This is a genomic window from Luteolibacter arcticus (assembly GCF_025950235.1).
In the GTDB taxonomy this organism is placed as follows: Bacteria; Verrucomicrobiota; Verrucomicrobiia; order Verrucomicrobiales; family Akkermansiaceae; genus Haloferula; species Haloferula arctica.
In genome coordinates, this window is the sequence record NZ_JAPDDT010000003.1 from 263,038 (window position 1) to 280,045 (window position 17,008).

Sequence of the window (17,008 nt, forward strand, 5' to 3'; positions counted from 1 at the left end):
TCAGCGCTCGGGCAAGGCGGACTTCCGCAGCTCGTTGAACTGGGTGGTGATGTCCTGCAAGAAACCGGACTCCTTCAACTCACCGAATGCTCCCACGCCGGCGGCGGTCACAAGGCCAATGCCGGCGACTAGCGTACCCCAGTAGAGAACGGCGACGAACTTGCCGGCACCGTCCAGCTTCAGGCCGGTCGCGTAACCTCCCGGACAGGCCAGCAAGCGGTAGCCGAGCCACAAGTTCAGCACGGGCACGATCAGGCCAAAAACCCACCAGCCGCTCATGCCCACATTACGGAAGCGTTTCACCAGCGTCGCCAACGCCAACAATGCCGCCAACGGGAGGATCACCGGTGGCAGATAGTTCCGGAGGTTTTCCGGCACGTAGGGCTGAAGGATCGGCGCGATAAACTGCCAGGCCACAATCAGAACCACCGGCACCACCACTGTTCCCATCAGGTAGCCGACCCGCCCGGTGCCGGGGAAATGAGCCTTGGGGATCGCCTTCGCTTCGAAGTTGCCCGTGCTGGCAAAGTCACCGCTGCCGTCCATCGAGCCATCCCCACCCTTGACCGCGCGGCGCTCGAACAAGCCCTCGACCTCACCCGCAGGCTCCCAGTCACTCAGTGACGTCGTCCAGACCATGTCGTTGCGAGGGTCCAGCTTCCCCGTCTTGGCCAAGTCGAGAAGGTAATCGAAGCCGACCGGACCGAATCGTTCGCCACCGGTCGAAAAGAACCACTGTTGCTGCTGGGCGATCATTGCCCCCTTTAAATATCTAAAAATTCCGGAACGGTCAAACATCAAGGCCGCCCCCATCCGGAAGCCTTGGCCATTTCCCGGCGATGGACAGGCTTTCTTGGAAGAACCTTCGTTCCATGGCCGAGGGCGGGTTCCGTCACCCGCCCCATCCTTCATCGACAAATTTCGGGCTGCGCCCTAATTTGCTGGCGTGGAAGAACTCACCCGAATTCTGCAATCCGCAAGTGGTAGCAGCAGCCTCATTTCCGCAGAACTCCTCCCGCTGGTGTATGATGAGCTCCGCAGCCTCGCCCAGCGGCGGATGTCCAGCGTGCCGCCGGGAGAAACCTTGCAGGCCACCGCACTGGTCCACGAGGCATGGCTAAAAATTTCGGGGGACGAAGGGCGTTCGTGGAGCGGGCGCGCCCACTTTTTCCGCGCGGCAGCGCAGGCCATGCGCCACATTCTGGTGGACCGGGCCCGGGCCAAGGCGCGAGTGAAGCGTGGAGAGAACCTCGAGCTTCTCGACATCGATCTCCACGGGCTCGACGTCCCGGCCACCACGCCCGACGAGCGGGTCCTGCTGATCGATGAGATGATGACCCGCCTCGAGCAGGACGAACCCGAGTGCGTGCGGGTCATCTCGCTGAAATTCTTCGGCGGCCTCTCGAATCACGAAATCGCAGCCATGGACGGGGTGACGGAGCGTACCATCGAGCGCCGCTGGGCGTATGCCAAGACGCGGCTCTTCCACATGATTCGCGAGGAGATTGCGCGATGAACCCGTCCATCAATGAGATGCTGTTCACCGCCGCGGCGAACTTCCGCGAATCGGCGGTGCGCCGCGCCTTCCTCCAGTTCGCCTGCCACGGCGACGAAGCGCGGCTCAAGCGGCTCGAGGAGATGTTAGAGATCCAGGAGGATGCCGAAGACTTCTTCGACCTCCAGCCGGTGGCGCCGGCCATGAACGAGTTCACCGGTGAAGGCGAGGCCGGCCTCGACGCGCGCATCGGCCCCTATCACCTGATCGATCGTCTCGGTGCCGGCGGCTGCGGCGTGGTCTATCTGGCAGAACAGCGCGAGCCGGTGAAGCGGAAGGTCGCGCTGAAGATCGTCCGCCTCGGGATGGATACCGAGAGCGTGATCGCCCGCTTCAATCTGGAACGCGAGGCGCTCGCCATGATGGATCACCCGAATATCGCGCGGGTGCTGGACGGCGGGGCCACGCCTTCGGGCCGACCGTACTTCGTGATGGAACTGGTGGATGGTGAGAAGATCACCGACTACTGCGACCGCAAGCGCCTGGGCATCCGTGCCCGCCTGGAATTGTTCACCCTCGTCTGCGAGGCCATCCAGCACGCGCACCAGAAGGGCGTGATCCACCGCGACATCAAGCCGTCCAATGTCCTCGTTCGGGAGCATGACGGTCGGGCGGAGCCAAAGGTGATCGACTTCGGCATCGCCAAGGCTACGGGGGGCGGACTCGATGCGGAAGGGACGGTGACGATGGCCGGGCAAATCATCGGCACGCCCGCCTACATGAGTCCGGAGCAAGCGGAAGGCGGTGTGGACATCGACACCCGCACCGATATCTACAGTCTCGGTGCCCTGCTCTGCGAGTTGCTCACGGGCAGGCCGCCCTTGACCCATGATCATTTCAAGGACCGTGGCATCGAGGAGATCCGCACCATCGTGCGGGAAAGCGATACCGGCGTGCCCTCGGTTCGCCTGAGGGACATTCCTCAGGACGACATCGGCAGGATCGCCGGTGACCGCGGGGTCGATCCACAGCGCTTGCCCTCGATGCTCGCCGGAGATCTCGATTGGATCGTGATGAAGGCGGTCGAGACCGAGCGGCACCGCCGCTACGAGACGGCCAACGGGCTGGCGATGGACGTGCAGCGCTACCTGCATGAGGAGGCGGTGCTGGCACGTCCACCGAGCCGCCGCTACTTGCTCGCCAAGCTGGTCCGGAGGAACCGGGTCACCTTCGCGGCGGCCGGCATCGCGCTGTTCGGCCTGTTAGGTGGCCTCACGCTGTCCACGTGGTTGTTCCTGCGCGAGCGGGACGCCCGCCAGGAGCAGGCGAGACTGCGGCTGGTGGCTGAGGAGGCCAGGGCGAAAGCGGAAGCCGGAGATCTGGTGACGCAGGCGGCGGTGCGGCTGAAGTACAATGACGATGAGGAAGCGGACAGACTGTTGGACGGTCTGCCTGCCGAGCGGGTGCCGCGTTCGCTCGAAGCCGTGGGCACCTTGATGCGGGTGGCGAACTGGAATCTGGGCAAGGGACGCCTGGACGCGGCGGCCGAGCGTTTCTATCTGCTCGGGCATGTGCTCACCAGCGTGGACATGACCGACTCCCAGTATATCTCCTTCGATCTCCTCTCGGTGATGACCGCCGTATGCGAGTGGGGCGAGCCGGGTCAATTCGAAGAGCTTCGCCTGCTCGTGATCAAGCGCTTCGCCGACACGGCGAACCCGGTCGTGGCGGAGCATGTCGTCAAGGCCACCCTGCTGAAGCCGGCCTCCCCTGCCATCCTCGAAAAGATTCTCCCGCTGGCCAGGGTCCTCGAAGGCTCCCTGGATGATCCGCCAACCGGCAAGGGGCCGCACATGGTGGCCTGGCGGGAATTCTCCCTCGCACTGATGGCTTACCGTCAGGGTGAGGGTCACTTCGAAGAAGCCGCGGAACTCGCGCGAAGCAGCCTGGCCAGATCCACGTCCAGCGATCATCGGGCAGTTTCCAATCATCTCATCCTCGCGATGATCGACATGCAGCAGCGACGCGCCCCGGCATCCGACATCCCGCTCACGGAGATGCGGAGGAAGGTGGATCTGTGGACGAAGGAACCTCTGCAGCTCCTAAACGCCGACGGCACGCTCTGGTACAACCAATGGGCCGTCCTGATCCTCCTCAGGGAGGCGGAGAAGATGTCGGCCGAGCGGGGCGGCTGACACGCGCGCCCGGGAACCAAGGCTGCCCGCACCCACGGTCGGAGACCCGGGCTGCTGGGATAAATGGCCATGTCCCTGGAGCGCCGGCAAAACCATCAGCCAACCTGACGCTGCGCGTAAAAATGTGCCTGCCGCTGATGTCGGCATCGGAGGCGATTCGGCGTTCTTCATGAAAAAGGGCTGACTTCCCGCGAGCACCTCTTTGCTGATCCGACATTCTCCCCGTGAAGCGGCTGCCGTCCTTCTGGTTTGGGTTTTTCCAGTGGCACTGCGGTCGCGGGCGGGGATGCGGCTGGAGCGTGGATCCCGTTCCAGCCGCTCCTCGGTCGCGCTTGCGAAGCGAGGCTTTTTCCACGGCGGCGAAAATAGTGCGTCGGGTTCCGGGGGAAAACGTCGTCCCTCAATATTAGAGGGGGCGAGTTCCAGTCTGCGGACGGATCGCCAACCCAGCCCTCCCCCTAATGCCCAAACCCATGAATCGAAAACTCCTCTCCTTCGCCTCCGGCGTCTGCGGTCTCGCCACGTCGAGCCATGCCGACTTGATCGCCCACTACAAGTTCGACGAACCCGCGGCGGCGACCACCGCGCTCAACGAGGTGGCGGGCAATGCGACCGGTGCGGTCCAAGCCGGTGTCACCACCGGCCTCACCGGCATCGCCGGGAACGCCTACCAATTCAACGACTCCACGGGTCACGTGGACATGGGAAATGCCAATTTCCTCCCGTCCATCAACGCCACTGGCAAGTTGACCTTGTCCGCATGGATCAAGACCACCGTCACCACCGGCGGGCGCAATGTGGTGGTCTTCGCGGGCGTCGACACGAGCACCCAGAACTACACCGATCTCGGCTATTCCGGTGCCGACATGGTCCACGCCGGCGAGGCATACACTCGCAACCGCCCGAACCTGGGCACCGGTGCCCAATCCGCCGGGTTCTTCAGCGATGGCACCGTGGTGAACAACGGCGAATGGCAGCACCTCGCCATGACCGTGGAGCTGTCCACGAACTTGATCTCCCTCTACGTGAACGGCGTCCTGGAGAACACCCAGACGATGACCACCTCCACCTTCCCGGCCTTCAACAACTTTGAGATCGGGCGCCTCGGACGGTCGGTGCCGACCGATTACTTCGGCGGTCTGATCGATGACGTGCAGGTTTACAACCAGGTCCTCACGCCGGTCCAGATCACCTTCCTCAAGGACCATCCCGGCGAGGCGTTTGACCCGGCAGACACCGACAACGACGGCCTCGAAGATACCTGGGAAATCCTGCACTTCGATGTGATCACCGCCCAATCGGGCACCGACATCGGTCCCGACAATGACGGGGCGACCAACCTGGAGGAGCAGGCTGCCGGAACCAACCCCAAGGTCGCCGATACCGACGGGGACGGTCGCACCGATGGCGCGGAACTTCATACGGCACCCCTCACGCTGCCACTGGATCCCGACTCCGACGACGACGGCCTCAACGACGGCGCCGAGGTGAATGTTCCCGGCACCGACACCGACCCTAACAACGCCGACAGCGATTTCGACAGCCTCCCGGATGGATGGGAGGTCGCCAACCTGCTGGATCCGAAGAGCGGCGATGAAGACGACGGAGCCACCGGCGACCCCGACAACGATGATCTGGATAACTCCGGCGAATACCATGCGGGGCTCAACAGCACCAATCCCAACGACGGGGATACCGATGATGACGGCTACACCGACCTCCAGGAAGATCGCACCGGCACATGGAGCGGCATCATCGAGCCGAATCCCCTGCCCTTCACCGGAACCAATCCACTCATCCCGGACACCGATGGTGACGGCTTCCTCGATGGCCAGGAAAACCCCGACGTCGACTACGTGCCCGGCGTGACCTCCGGCACCAATCCTAACCTCTACGACAGCGATACCGATGGCTTCAACGACCAGGCCGAGTTCGTATTCGGGAGCGATCCCACCGATACGGCCGTAATTCCGATCGTCGCGAAGGGACTCGTCGCCCACTACAAGTTCAACGAAGCGGCAGCGGCAACCACGGCCGTCAGCGCGCTGGCCAACAACCCGGGAACGGTAGGCTCCGGAGTCATCACCGGCGAGACCGGCATCGCCGGCAATGCCTACCGGTTCAGCAACGGGATCGGGCAGGCCGATATCGTGGACATGGGCAATGCCCCCTTCCTTACCGACATCCTCGCGGCGAAGGCGCTGACCTACTCGGCATGGATCAAGTCCACCGACGTCTCAAGCGGTCGCAACGCCTTCATCTCCGCAGCGAATACCACACTCGACAATAGCTACGTCGACTTCGGGGTCGCCGGTCAGGTGGGCAATGTCGGCGCGCTGAGCGGCCGGCTCCGGCCGAATGGCAACGTCAACATCGCCGAGATCTTCAGCAACACCGCACCCCATACCACCCTGGTGAACGACGATGTCTGGCACCACGTCGCGCTGACCGTCGATCTCGCGACCACCAGCATCAAGCTCTACGTGGACGGCGTCCCGACCGGCGAGAACACCGCCATCCCGGTGGCCGTGTTTCCGGTGTTCAACAACTTCGAGATCGGACGACTCGGCCGCAAGGTCCCCACCGACGGATTCGCAGGACTCGTCGACGATGTGCAGATTTACAACGAGGCGCTCTCCCCGGCCCGCATCGCCGCCCTCCACGCCATGCCCGGCGTCTCGGCGGATGAGGATCACGACCGGCTCGATGACCAGTGGGAGATCGACAACTTCGGCAGCATCTCCGCCCAAAATGGCTCCGGCGATCCGGATGGAGACACCATCGACAACGAGGCCGAGGAAACTGCGGGCACCTCTCCGGCGGCACTTGCCACGATCACTGCGGTGAACTTCGTTCCCGGTGGCGACTACACCATCCACTTCACCGGCAACGCGAACACCACCTTCCGCGTCACGAAGTCGACCAACCTCGAAGGCTTCACCGAGATGGCTCCACCGGTCACCGCCGCGACCGATGGCAGCGGAGTTGGCACTGCCATCGTGCCAGCCGCCCAGGCCGCGGGCACCGCGGGCTTCTACCGGCTGGAAACCCCGTAAGCTCCGGAACGCCATCCAACCCCCGCGAGGGGAAATTTCCGGAGCCATTCATGCGAGCACTGACCGATCCTCTCTTGCTGGCCGCCCTCTTGTGGGGCGGCCAGCTTGATGCGGCCCTCGTCGGCCATTACAAGTTCGACGAGAACGCGGGGGCGACCATCGCTCTCAACCAGGTGGCCGGCTCTTCCACCGGCGCGGTGGGCTCCACCGTCACGACCGGTGCCGCGGGAATCGCGGGCAACGCCTACCGTTTCAACAACAGCGTCGCCCAAGCCGGGATCGTGGACATGGGCGACGCCTCGTTCTTTTCCGCCATCCACGACAGCGGCGAGCTGACCATCTCCGCCTGGGTCAAGACCACCGACACCACCGGCAATCGCAACACGGCGGTCTTCGCCGGAGACAACACCGTTGCCAACGTCTATGCCGACCTCGGCGTCGCCGCGGGACAAGCGGGCTTCCCCGGTGCCGCCAGCGCCCGCAATCGCCCGGTGGGAGCCGCCGCCGTCCAACAGACCGGCATCTTCAGTTTGCCCGCCGTGCCCGCGGTGAACGATGGGGCGTGGCACCACCTCGTCATGACGGTGGATCTGTCGGGTGCCCAGCTCGCCGTGTGGGTGGACGGGACGCTGGCGAATACCCAGACCATGGCGGTCGCGGATTTCCCGGACTTCAATAATTTCGAAATCGGCCGCCTCGGTCGCGCCACTCCCGCGGACCCGTTCGATGGCTTCATCGACGATGTGCAGGTTTACAATGAGGTGCTTTCCGAGAGCCACGTGCAGTATCTCCACAGCCATCCCGGACTGTCTCTTTCCACCGGGCTGCCGCCGATGGTCGCTGCGGATGCAGTCACGATGCACCACCTCGGCAGCGCGTTGCTGGACGTGATCGGCAATGACGAACCGGGAGTGCAAGCGGCAACCGTGGAGATTCTAGCAAGCCCTTCGTCCGGAACCGCGGTTCCCGATGCAAAGGGAAAAATCCTCTACAAGCATCTCACTGGCACTCCGGCGACTGACACCTTCACGTATCGGGTCAAGGGTTCGTCCGGAGTATTCTCTGCCCCGGCCACGGTGACGGTCGACTTCAGCACCGCGCTTCGGATTGCCAACACGACCGTGCAGATGCCCGCTGGACCGCCTGCCATGAGTTTCTCCGTGGTGAACGCGTTTCCCGGAGTGACCTTCACCAAGCCGGCGACCATGGAAAGTCCCGCGGGCGATCCGAACCGGCTCTTCGTGGCGGAACGGGGCGGAAGAATCTACGTGATCCCGGATATCAACGCGGCATCGCCGGTGAAGCTCCTCTACCTCGACCTCTCCCCGGTCACCCTCGACGATGGCAACGAGCAAGGGCTCAAGGGATTCGCCTTCCATCCGGACTTCGCGACGAACGGCTACGTCTTCGCCTGCTACAACCACCTGGAGGCGGGTTTCGAATATGTCCGCGTTTCCCGTTTCAAGTCGGACAGCCCCGCGACCAACACCCCGATCCCCGTCGCCACCGAGGAAATCCTCATCAACCAGCTCTACCTGCCGGAATCCGGCAACCAACCGCGGATCCACAACATCGCCGAATGCAACTTCGGCCCGGATGGCTATCTCTACATCGGCTCCGGCGATGCGGACGGACACCCGGATCCGAGCAACAACTCCCAACGCATCGACAAGGACTTCTGGGCTGCATTGTTGAGCATCGACGTTGATCTCGAACCGGAAGACCACACTCCTGCCGATGGCACCGGCGGTGATGACGCGAACGTCCCGCCTAACAGTCACCCCGCGGTGGTGCTCCACGGAGGCTTCCCGCTGTATGAAGTCCCGGCGGACAACCCCTTCGTCGGCGCGACCAGCTTCAACGGGCTCCCCGTCAATCCGGCCAACGTGCGCAACGAGTTTTACGCGGTCGGTTTGCGCAATCCGTGGCAGTTCACCTGGGACTCACTCAATGGCAACCTTTGGCTCGGCGAGGTCGGATATAATACCCGGGAAGAGATCAACCTCATCACCAAGGGCGGGAACTACGGCTGGGCGTTTCTGGAAGGCGACCTGCCCACCAAGGGCGTGCCGCCGGCGGCCGCCACGCTCACCGGCCCGGTCTGGCAATACAACCACGGCGCCGGCCCGTTCCAAGGCAACGCCGTCATCGGCGGCCTCGTCTATCGGGGCAACCGCTACCCCTCGCTTTATGGGAAATACATTTTCGCCGACCACCTGTCCGGCAACATCTGGTCGATGAATGCAGAGGGCGGCCCGCCGGTCGTCGAGCGCATCGCCGGTGAATCCGGCATCGCTTCCTTCGCCCTTGATCCATCGGACTCCAGCCTCTTGCTGTTAGATCACGGCGACGGAGTGGTCCGCCGCTTGGTCGGCACCACCACCAGCGGAGGCTTTCCTCAAACCCTGAGCGCCACCGGCGTCTTCGCCGATCTCACCGACCTGTCCCCGAATCCGGGCGTCGTGGCCTATGAACCCAATCTCCCGTTCTGGTCGGATCATGCCATCAAGAAACGGTGGTTCGCGATCGGGAACACGTCCGACCAATTCACCTACGCCGCAGAGGGACCGTGGCAGTCACCGGTGGGCGCAGTCTTCGCGAAACACTTCGACCTCGAACTGGAGCGCGGAAACCCGGCCACCAAAAAGCGGATCGAAACCCGCCTGCTCGTGCGAACCGCCGAAGGAGTCTATGGCGTCAGCTACCGCTGGAACGAAGCGGGAACGGAGGCAGATCTCGTCGCGGACGAGGGAGTAAGCTTCGACCTAAGCATCACCGATCACGGCAATCCCGTTGTCCAAACGTGGCAGATCCCCAGCCGCTCCCAATGCAACACCTGCCACACCCCGCAGGCAGGGCACTTCCTCAGCCTCAACACCCGCCAGCTCAATCGTCCCGGCTCGCTGGCCGGCACCAGTGGCAACTTCCTCACCCTGCTCGGCCAAGCCGGCTATCTCGACTCACTGCCGCAGTCCCCGAACCTCCTGCCGCGCCATGTCAGGCCCGATGAAACGGCCTACACCTTGGAGACCAGGGTCCGCTCCTACCTCACCGTCAATTGCTCCTATTGCCACCAGAGCGGCGGCACCGGCGGCGGTGACTTCGATCTCCGCGCACCCCTCTCGCTGGAGTCCACCGGCATCGTCAACGGGGCCACCTCCAGCGCCGGCCCGCCCTACCAACTCATCGTGCCCGGCGATCACGACCTGTCGGTCATCTGGAACCGCATCGCCACCGCCAACGGCTTCACCCGCATGCCCCCGCTGGCCACCTCCCAACTCGATCAGTCAGCCATCCAACTCCTGCAGGAATGGATCGACGACACCCTCCCCGATCGCCAGTTCTACGACCCATGGCGGCTCGAACAATTCGGCACCCTCATTTCCCAAGACGGCGATCCCAACGAGGACCCCGACACCGACGGCCTGAGCAACCACCATGAGTTCCTCACCGGCACCGATCCTAACAGCGGCTCCAGCCTCTGGAACCCCGGCCTCACACTCGGAACCTCATCGCTGACCTTCCCGAATCTCGAGAATCGCAAGACATGGCTGGAGAGCAGCACGGACTTGCAAAGCTGGAGCCTCTGGAATGTCCCCGGTAACAACGGCCTACCCGTCACCGGCCCGACCCGGACCTTCCCCCGTGACCCCAGCGACGCCCACCGCTTCTTCCGATTTCAAATCGAGGAGCCGTGAGACCCCGGCCTGTGCCAAGCCGCCAAGCGGCAGCGACGGGAAGGCAAACAAAAAGCCCTGCAAGTCATCGACTTGCAGGGCTTTTCCGAAAGTGGCACACCCAAAGAGACTCGAACTCCTAACCTTCTGATCCGTAGTCAGACGCTCTATCCAATTGAGCTATGGGTGCTTTGACGTGCCTTGCGGCGCGGGCGGGAAAGAAGCCGAAGCAGACGTCTCCTGTCAAGGAAATCACCGGCGCGATTCATTTTTCCGCGAAGAATTTGCCTACCGTCTGCAGCCCTCCCACAATGCCCTTCCAGAATTTTGTTAGGTTAACTTAACCATCAATTTCATAATACCTTTATTTTTAACGATTTTTGAACTTCCCTGCGCTTCTTAGGTCATATTTTGCGAATGACTTGGAAAATTCGCATTCGCGCCGCGATGGCCGGGATCGGAGCAAGACTGCCTTTCCAAGGCGTCGGTTCACTTGGTTTCCGGAAAGCGCTCACCCTGATCACCGTGCTCGGGTTCGCGCCGTTGGCGATGTGGATGCTCGGGACAGCCATCGTCCGGGTGACGCCGCCCGTTTACCGCTCGCAGGCCGTGCTGCGGCTGCCTGCCGCCACGCCGAGGACCGCCGACCCGCTGCGCTCCCCTTCGGTCATCGACGCCGCTGCCTCGGCCCTCGCAGCCGGGGCGACGCCCGATCCGATGGCGAAGCAGGTGCTGTGTTCCGATGTCACGCTGGAGCGCGGGATCGGCGGCAACCTGATCCAAGTGGCCGCGAGAGGCCACGACCCCCAGGAGGCACAGCGGACCCTGATGGCGGTGGTCGAGTCCTACGAACGCCAACACGCCGGCCAAGGCACGCGACTGCTGGTCTATGCCGCCCCCCCCGAGGCCGCTCCGGTCGGCGTGCCGCACGGGATGCGGATCGTGCTCGGCTGCGCAGGCGTGGCCTCGCTGGGCTTGCTGCTCAGTATTCCGTTGCTGACGCTGCTGGAGCGGGTCAGCGCGATTGCTCGAGCATCCGCAGCAGCGGGATTTCCGCGCGGCGGCGAATATCTTCCGGCAGCTCAACCTGCGGGCTGAGGTTCGCCAGGCAATCGTGCAGCTTTTGAAGCGTGTTCATCTTCATGTAGCGGCAGTCGGCGCAGGCGCAGCGGTCGGTCGGTCCCGGAATGAGGTTCTTGTCCGGACACTCACGGCGCAGGCGGTGAAGCATGCCGCTCTCGGTCACCACGATGATGTCCTTCACCGGCGCATTGCGGCAAAAGGTGATCATCTTCTCGGTCGAGCAGACTTCATCGGCTAACAGCCGCACGGCCTGCGTGCACTCCGGGTGGGCGACGACCAGCGCGTCGGGATACTCCGCCTTGATCCGGTTGATCGAGTCGCGGGTGAACTCGACGTGGACGTAGCAAGAGCCCTGCCACAGGTCCATCTTCCGGCCGGTCTGCTCCATCACCCACGCGCCGAGATTGGCGTCGGGCACGAAGAGGATGGGCCGGTCCTGCGGCGCCTTGTTCACGATCTTCACCGCGTTGCCGGAGGTGCAGATCACATCGCACAGCGCCTTCACGTGGGCCGAGCAGTTGATGTAGGCGATGACGTAGTAGTTCTTCTCCGCATTCGCGTTGAGAAAGGCCTCCAGTTCCGGACCGGGGCAGCTTTGCTCGAGCGAGCAGCCGGCGTCCTTGTCGGGAAGTACGACGACCTTCGTAGGATTCACGATCTTCGCGGTCTCCGCCATGAAATGGACGCCGCAGAAGGCGATCACGTCGGCATCCGTCTCCTTCGCGTGGTAAGCCAGACCGAGCGAGTCGCCGACGTAGTCCGCAATGTCCTGGATATCGCCAGTCTGGTAATTATGGGCGAGGATGACGGCGTTCCGTTCCTTTTTCAGGGCGAGGATCGCTTCCTTGAGATCGAGCGCGACGGCGGGCATGGCGGGAACATGGACGCGGCTACCGGCGGGCTCAATGAGGAAGTCCGGGAAGCAACGTCCGTTGAAGAAGATGGAACCGCCAAGACGCAAAGGACGCCAAGTTTCAAATCTTTGCGAACTTCGCGTCTTGGCGGTTCAAAGTTTCCCTAGGTAGGCAAAGGGGAGACGATCCCGACCCAAAAAAGCCCGCCGCGGCGTGAACCGGGCGGGCTTGGGAAACTTGCTCAGAAGCCGATCAGGAATCGACGCCAGAGAGCGTGCCCTGCTTCGTGGAGTCGGCCGACTTGGCCGCAGGCGCGGCGGCTGCCTGGCCACCCGCGGGCTTGGCAGCAGCGCCAGCCGGGGTCGAAGGAGTGCCGACGGCGGACTTGCCGACGAAGATCGCACCCGGCTCGATCGAAAGGGTCTTGGCCTTGATGTCGCCGACGACCTCGGCGGAGGCCTTCAGCTCGACGCGATCACTGGCGTGGATGTTCCCATGGACCTTGCCGTAGACGACCACGGTGCCGGTCTTGATCTCCGCCTTGAGGCGGGCGTTTTCGCCAACGGTCAGGTTGCCGTCAGAGTGAATCTCACCCTCGATGCGGCCGTCCACCACGAGGTCGTTGGTGAACTTGACGATGCCCTTGATTTCAACGTCCGAGCTGAGGACGTTGCGGGACGGTCCCACCGGGCGCTGGGGCGCGGCCGTGGAGGGAACCGAGGCGGCGGCGGCAGGCGCTACTGGCTCGGGGCTGTAGCTGGCCGGAGCGGGGGCCGGCGCCGGGGTATAGGATGGCGTGGCGGCAGGAGTGGGGGCGGCGGGCTCCTCCGGCTTACCGGTGATCTTGCGAAATCCGAAGCTATTGCTCATGGCGTGGGAATAGGGAATGCGGTGTGGTTGAAAGTCAATTGGATTTCCCCTTTCAGGGCTACTCCTTGGGCGCTTCCACGGGCGGGGCCGGCGGTTCGGCGGGCGTCGCGGGAGCTTCGGCCGGGGTTTCCGCAGGTGGCGTGGTCGTTTCGCCGGAAAGGATGTCGCCCAGCGGTCCGTCGAGTCCCTTTGGCAAGGCGGCGTCCTCAAGCCCGTCCAATTTCGGCATCTCCAGTTCCTTGGGGGCCGGTGGTGCGGCTGGCGGCTCGATTTCCGCCGGGGCCTTGAAACGCAACAGCTTCAGGCGTTGGCCGGCGAGGTTGGCCAGCGGGTTGGAAGCGTATTCGCTCTCTGCCTTCTTGTAGGACTGCTCGGCTTCATCGAGCTTCCCGTCCGCCTTCTGCATGTCGCCGAGCGAAATCAGGGCATACGGTGCGATGAACTTGGCCACCGGGTCACTGGCCAGCTCTTGGAAAAGCTTGGTAGCCTCGTCGTTTTTGCGGAGCTGCATCAGACGTGAGGCGAGGCTCGCCTTGGCACTGATCGCGGCCGGATGCTCAGGCTTGGTGGAGATGAATCCGCGCAGCGTTTCAATCGCGGCATCCTTTTCGTCGGCTTCCCACTGCTTGTCAGCGATCACGAGCTGCGCGCTGCCCGCGGCAGCGGTGTCGGGCTTGTCCTTCACCAAGGCCTGGAGCTGGGGAATGCCCTCGGATTTCACCAGGACGGCACCGGCGGTCTTCTCCGCGTCATCCTTGAAACCCTTGATCACGATCCAAGATGCGGTGGCAACCACCAGGACGACGCCGAGGGCGATCATGCCCTTCTGGTTGCGGTCCAGGAAGGCCTCAAAGGCGGAGGGGCCGTGAGAAATTTCGGCGAGCGGGCGCGGGGTTTCGGCGGAGTCTTCGGCCATGATGCGGGCGCGATTAAGGAGGCGGGTTCCGCGAAAGCAATGACGAATTCCCACCTCCGCCACATCGTTTCGCCGGGCCGCCGGGATTTTCATGGCCAGCCCGCAAACGCCATCCCTAAGCTCCGCCGCAGATGGCCAAGGCGCTGTATGTCATCGCGGGGGAATTGAGTGGCGATGCGCACGGCGCGGGAATGCTGCGCGCTCTGCTGTCCAAGCATCCGGACCTGAAAATCCACGGTGCCGGCGGCCCGGAAATGCGCGAAATCGCCGGCGATGGCCTGCGCGACTGGGTCGAGGAAGCCGCCGTGATGGGCCTCTGGGAGGTCCTCAAACGCTACGGATGGTTCAAGCAGCGCTTCGACGAGATGCTTGCCGAAGTCCGCGCCCTCAAGCCCGACCTGCTGATCCTCATCGACTATCCCGGCTTCAACCTGCGCTTCGCCGAGGCCGTCCGCAGCGAGCTTCCGCAGACGAAAATCATCTACTACATCAGCCCGCAGGTGTGGGCATGGAACAAGGGCCGGCTGCCGAAAATGGCGCGTCTGCTGGATGAAATGCTCTGCCTCTTCCCCTTCGAGAAGCCGATTTTCGAGGGCGCCGGACTGCCTACCACCTTCGTCGGCCATCCACTGGTGGACGAACTTGAAGAGGAACGTGCGAGCGAACCTCGCGAGGAAAATCTGGTCGCCCTGCTGCCCGGCAGCCGCGAGCGCGAGGTGGCCCGGCTTTTCCCGATGATGCTGGAGTCGGCCCGCCGCCTCCACTCGAAGCGCCCCGAGACCCGCTTCGAAGCCTGCGGGGCCTCGGTGAAGCTCGCCGCCCGGATGCGCGAACTGACCACCGCCGCGAAGCTCGACGAGGTCGTGCGGATCAGCGACGGCGGGGCGCACGAGTTGATGCAACGCGCCGCCTGCGGCGTGGTCGCCAGCGGCACCGCCACCCTCGAAGCGGCCTACTTCGGCCTCCCCTACTGCCTCGTTTACAAGGTCGCGTGGCCCACCTACCTGGCTGCCAAAATGCTCGTGAAGATCGAGTTCATCGGCCTGATCAACATCCTCGCCGGCGAGCGTGTGGTGGAGGAATTCATCCAGTCCGAAGCCGATCCGCTGCGCGTCGAGCAATCGCTGGCCCGCTTCCTCGCCGACGACGCCCATCGCGAGGAAACCCGGCGTCGGCTGCTAGCCACCGCCGCCAAGCTCGGCGGTCCCGGCGCCCACCTGCGGGCCGCCACCGCGATCTCGAAATGGATTTCCCGCTGAGCGGAAAGCTTTCACCGCTTGCCATCGGCGGTCGATTCGCTACACCCGCGCCGGGATGAAACCGACCACGCTTTTCGCCGCCGCTGCCGCCGGGCTGTTCCTTGTTGCGACCTCCTGCGAACGCCACGAGTGGGAAGAAACCAGGAAGCTCCACGAGAAGCACGGCCACGCCGCCCATGGCGAAGGTCACGACGCGGCCCATGGAGAAGCTCACGGCGACGACCACAAGGTCGAAAAGCACGGTGAGGAAAAGGCTCACTGAGCCCTAGCCTCGCGCTTCCGCCGGTAGCTGAGAAAGCACTCGCCGGTCTCCGGCCGAGGATCGAATTCCGTCAGCTCATACTCCCGAGACGCCGGCAGGAAGTCCCCCGGCACGCCGCTCAAGGTGGGTGCCTCGCGCCCACCGAATAGCTTGTGGCCCGCCCAGGTCAGATGGATCTCATCGACCGCATCGAGCTCCAGAAGCTCGCGGACCAACTCTCCCCCACCCTCGCAGTGCACGCGGCCCACACCGAGCGCGCTGAGTTCCGTTAGAAACTCCGCGAGGCTGCCCCGATGAAGGATCGCGCCCGGGATTTCACGGCACGTGCCCTCCGTGGCTAACAGATGCACCGCCCCGCCCGGCGTATGAAACAACGGATGCTGCGGATCGAACTCCCCGCTCCGCGAAACGACGCAGCGCAGCGGATTCTGCAGGGCCTTCATCGTCATCCGGTCCGACTCCAAGGTCCCACGACCCACCAACAGAGCATCGGCCTCTTTCCGCAGCTCTAACAAACGCGCGTTATCGTCATTCGACGTCCATCCCGACGGCCGCTTCTGCACCGACGAGATCTTCCCATCGGCGGAGAGGGCGAAGTTGATGCTGACGAGCGGACGATCCATTATTTTCAGTCAAACCACCCGCTCACGATTCCCAGAGGATCCATGTCGGGATACAGAAAGACGCCACTGGCAGCAGGAAATTGGCAAGCGCCATCACCTTGCCAAGGCGGGTCGACGGCCGTGGCGCATGCGATTCTGCATGGATCAGTCCATCCACCAGCCGATGGGCTCGAAGTTGGAGTAATAAAGGATCACCAATGTAGAGAGAGGAAAAAGGAAACAGCCGAGCGCCACCAATTGACCGCCCCTGCTGCCGCCATGGCGTGCCATCCAGTGAAGCGCCGACCACGGAAAGATCAGAATCAGCGCCATAAGAGCGAGCAGCGAAAGCCAGTGGAGGAATGAAACCAGTTCCCCGATCCACTTCGGATCATCGACCATCGGTCGTGGACGATGACCGAGAGTCCACCATGCCACCGACCATTCGAGAACGATGAAGAGTATCGGAGCGACTCCGAGGAACAGCGATATCACCGCCTTCACGCTATCGGCGCGCGTCCACGATTGCGGGTCATTGACATCGGCGTCCATGATTCATGCGGTCTTCCCATCGGAAACACCGTGCCGCGCCTGAGCAAGCCCCAATCGGGAGATCACCGCCCTCATTCCCTGGCATGTCGCAGGCCCGGAATAAGGGGTGTCGACGTTCCGTCGACATGGCGTAAATGGAATGTCCTCGTCCCCTGTGGGGCTGCTCCGGCCCTGGATAGACTCAGCA

Annotated in this window: 13 protein-coding genes and 1 tRNA gene; 7 read left to right on the forward strand and 7 right to left on the reverse strand. The window is 63.5% G+C overall.

Translation table 11 applies throughout. From position 1 onward, the window contains the following. Positions 1 to 756, reverse strand: coding sequence for a DUF4339 domain-containing protein (locus tag OKA05_RS09455; RefSeq protein WP_264486885.1), 756 nt, complete (start codon positions 754 to 756; stop codon positions 1 to 3). Between the two features lie 190 nt (positions 757 to 946). On the opposite strand from OKA05_RS09455, the gene OKA05_RS09460 reads away from it, so the two are divergent. From OKA05_RS09460 to OKA05_RS09475, 4 genes are all read left to right on the forward strand, one after another. Beyond that, complete coding sequence (locus OKA05_RS09460) at positions 947 to 1,516, forward strand: ECF-type sigma factor (RefSeq protein WP_264486886.1); 570 nt, start codon at positions 947 to 949, stop codon at positions 1,514 to 1,516. Then, entirely contained in the window at positions 1,513 to 3,690 is a 2,178-nt protein-coding gene (locus tag OKA05_RS09465; protein ID WP_264486887.1) for a serine/threonine protein kinase, read from the forward strand. The genes OKA05_RS09460 and OKA05_RS09465 overlap by 4 nt, the downstream gene beginning before the upstream one ends. A gap of 473 nt (positions 3,691 to 4,163) precedes the next feature. Beyond that, positions 4,164 to 6,746, forward strand: coding sequence for a LamG domain-containing protein (locus tag OKA05_RS09470; RefSeq protein ID WP_264486888.1), 2,583 nt, complete (start codon positions 4,164 to 4,166; stop codon positions 6,744 to 6,746). 50 nt (positions 6,747 to 6,796) lie between these two features. Beyond that, positions 6,797 to 10,444, forward strand: coding sequence for a PQQ-dependent sugar dehydrogenase (locus tag OKA05_RS09475; RefSeq protein ID WP_264486889.1), 3,648 nt, complete (start codon positions 6,797 to 6,799; stop codon positions 10,442 to 10,444). 92 nt (positions 10,445 to 10,536) lie between these two features. Here OKA05_RS09475 and OKA05_RS09480 read toward each other — a convergent pair. After that, positions 10,537 to 10,613 (reverse strand) — tRNA-Arg (locus OKA05_RS09480). A 227-nt stretch (positions 10,614 to 10,840) separates the two neighbouring features. On the opposite strand from OKA05_RS09480, the gene OKA05_RS09485 reads away from it, so the two are divergent. Further along, complete coding sequence (locus OKA05_RS09485) at positions 10,841 to 11,521, forward strand: hypothetical protein (protein ID WP_264486890.1); 681 nt, start codon at positions 10,841 to 10,843, stop codon at positions 11,519 to 11,521. Here the strand turns inward: OKA05_RS09485 and nadA are convergent. The 3 genes from nadA to OKA05_RS09500 all read right to left on the reverse strand — a co-directional run bounded on the left by nadA (position 11,439) and on the right by OKA05_RS09500 (position 14,146). Further along, a complete protein-coding gene (nadA, locus tag OKA05_RS09490; RefSeq protein ID WP_264486891.1) occupies positions 11,439 to 12,377 on the reverse strand; it encodes a quinolinate synthase NadA in 939 nt (312 codons plus the stop codon). The genes OKA05_RS09485 and nadA overlap by 83 nt on opposite strands. A 235-nt stretch (positions 12,378 to 12,612) precedes the next feature. Continuing rightward, positions 12,613 to 13,230, reverse strand: coding sequence for a bactofilin family protein (locus OKA05_RS09495; protein ID WP_264486892.1), 618 nt, complete (start codon positions 13,228 to 13,230; stop codon positions 12,613 to 12,615). A gap of 58 nt (positions 13,231 to 13,288) precedes the next feature. Beyond that, entirely contained in the window at positions 13,289 to 14,146 is an 858-nt protein-coding gene (locus OKA05_RS09500) for a tetratricopeptide repeat protein (protein WP_264486893.1), read from the reverse strand. A gap of 131 nt (positions 14,147 to 14,277) precedes the next feature. Between OKA05_RS09500 and lpxB the strand changes: the two genes are divergently transcribed. Both lpxB and OKA05_RS09510 read left to right on the forward strand, forming a co-directional pair. After that, positions 14,278 to 15,405, forward strand: a complete 1,128-nt coding sequence (gene lpxB, locus OKA05_RS09505; protein WP_264486894.1) for a lipid-A-disaccharide synthase — start codon at positions 14,278 to 14,280, stop codon at positions 15,403 to 15,405. A gap of 55 nt (positions 15,406 to 15,460) precedes the next feature. Beyond that, a complete protein-coding gene (locus tag OKA05_RS09510; RefSeq protein WP_264486895.1) occupies positions 15,461 to 15,667 on the forward strand; it encodes a hypothetical protein in 207 nt (68 codons plus the stop codon). On the opposite strand, the gene OKA05_RS09515 is transcribed toward OKA05_RS09510, so the two are convergent. Next, positions 15,661 to 16,290, reverse strand: a complete 630-nt coding sequence (locus OKA05_RS09515) for a RibD family protein (protein WP_264486896.1) — start codon at positions 16,288 to 16,290, stop codon at positions 15,661 to 15,663. The two genes, OKA05_RS09510 and OKA05_RS09515, sit on opposite strands and share 7 nt — an antisense overlap. Positions 16,291 to 16,434: 144 nt before the next feature. After that, on the reverse strand, positions 16,435 to 16,821 hold the full coding sequence (locus OKA05_RS09520; protein WP_264486897.1) for a hypothetical protein: 387 nt from the start codon (positions 16,819 to 16,821) through the stop codon (positions 16,435 to 16,437). Between the last annotated feature and the right edge of the window lie 187 nt (positions 16,822 to 17,008).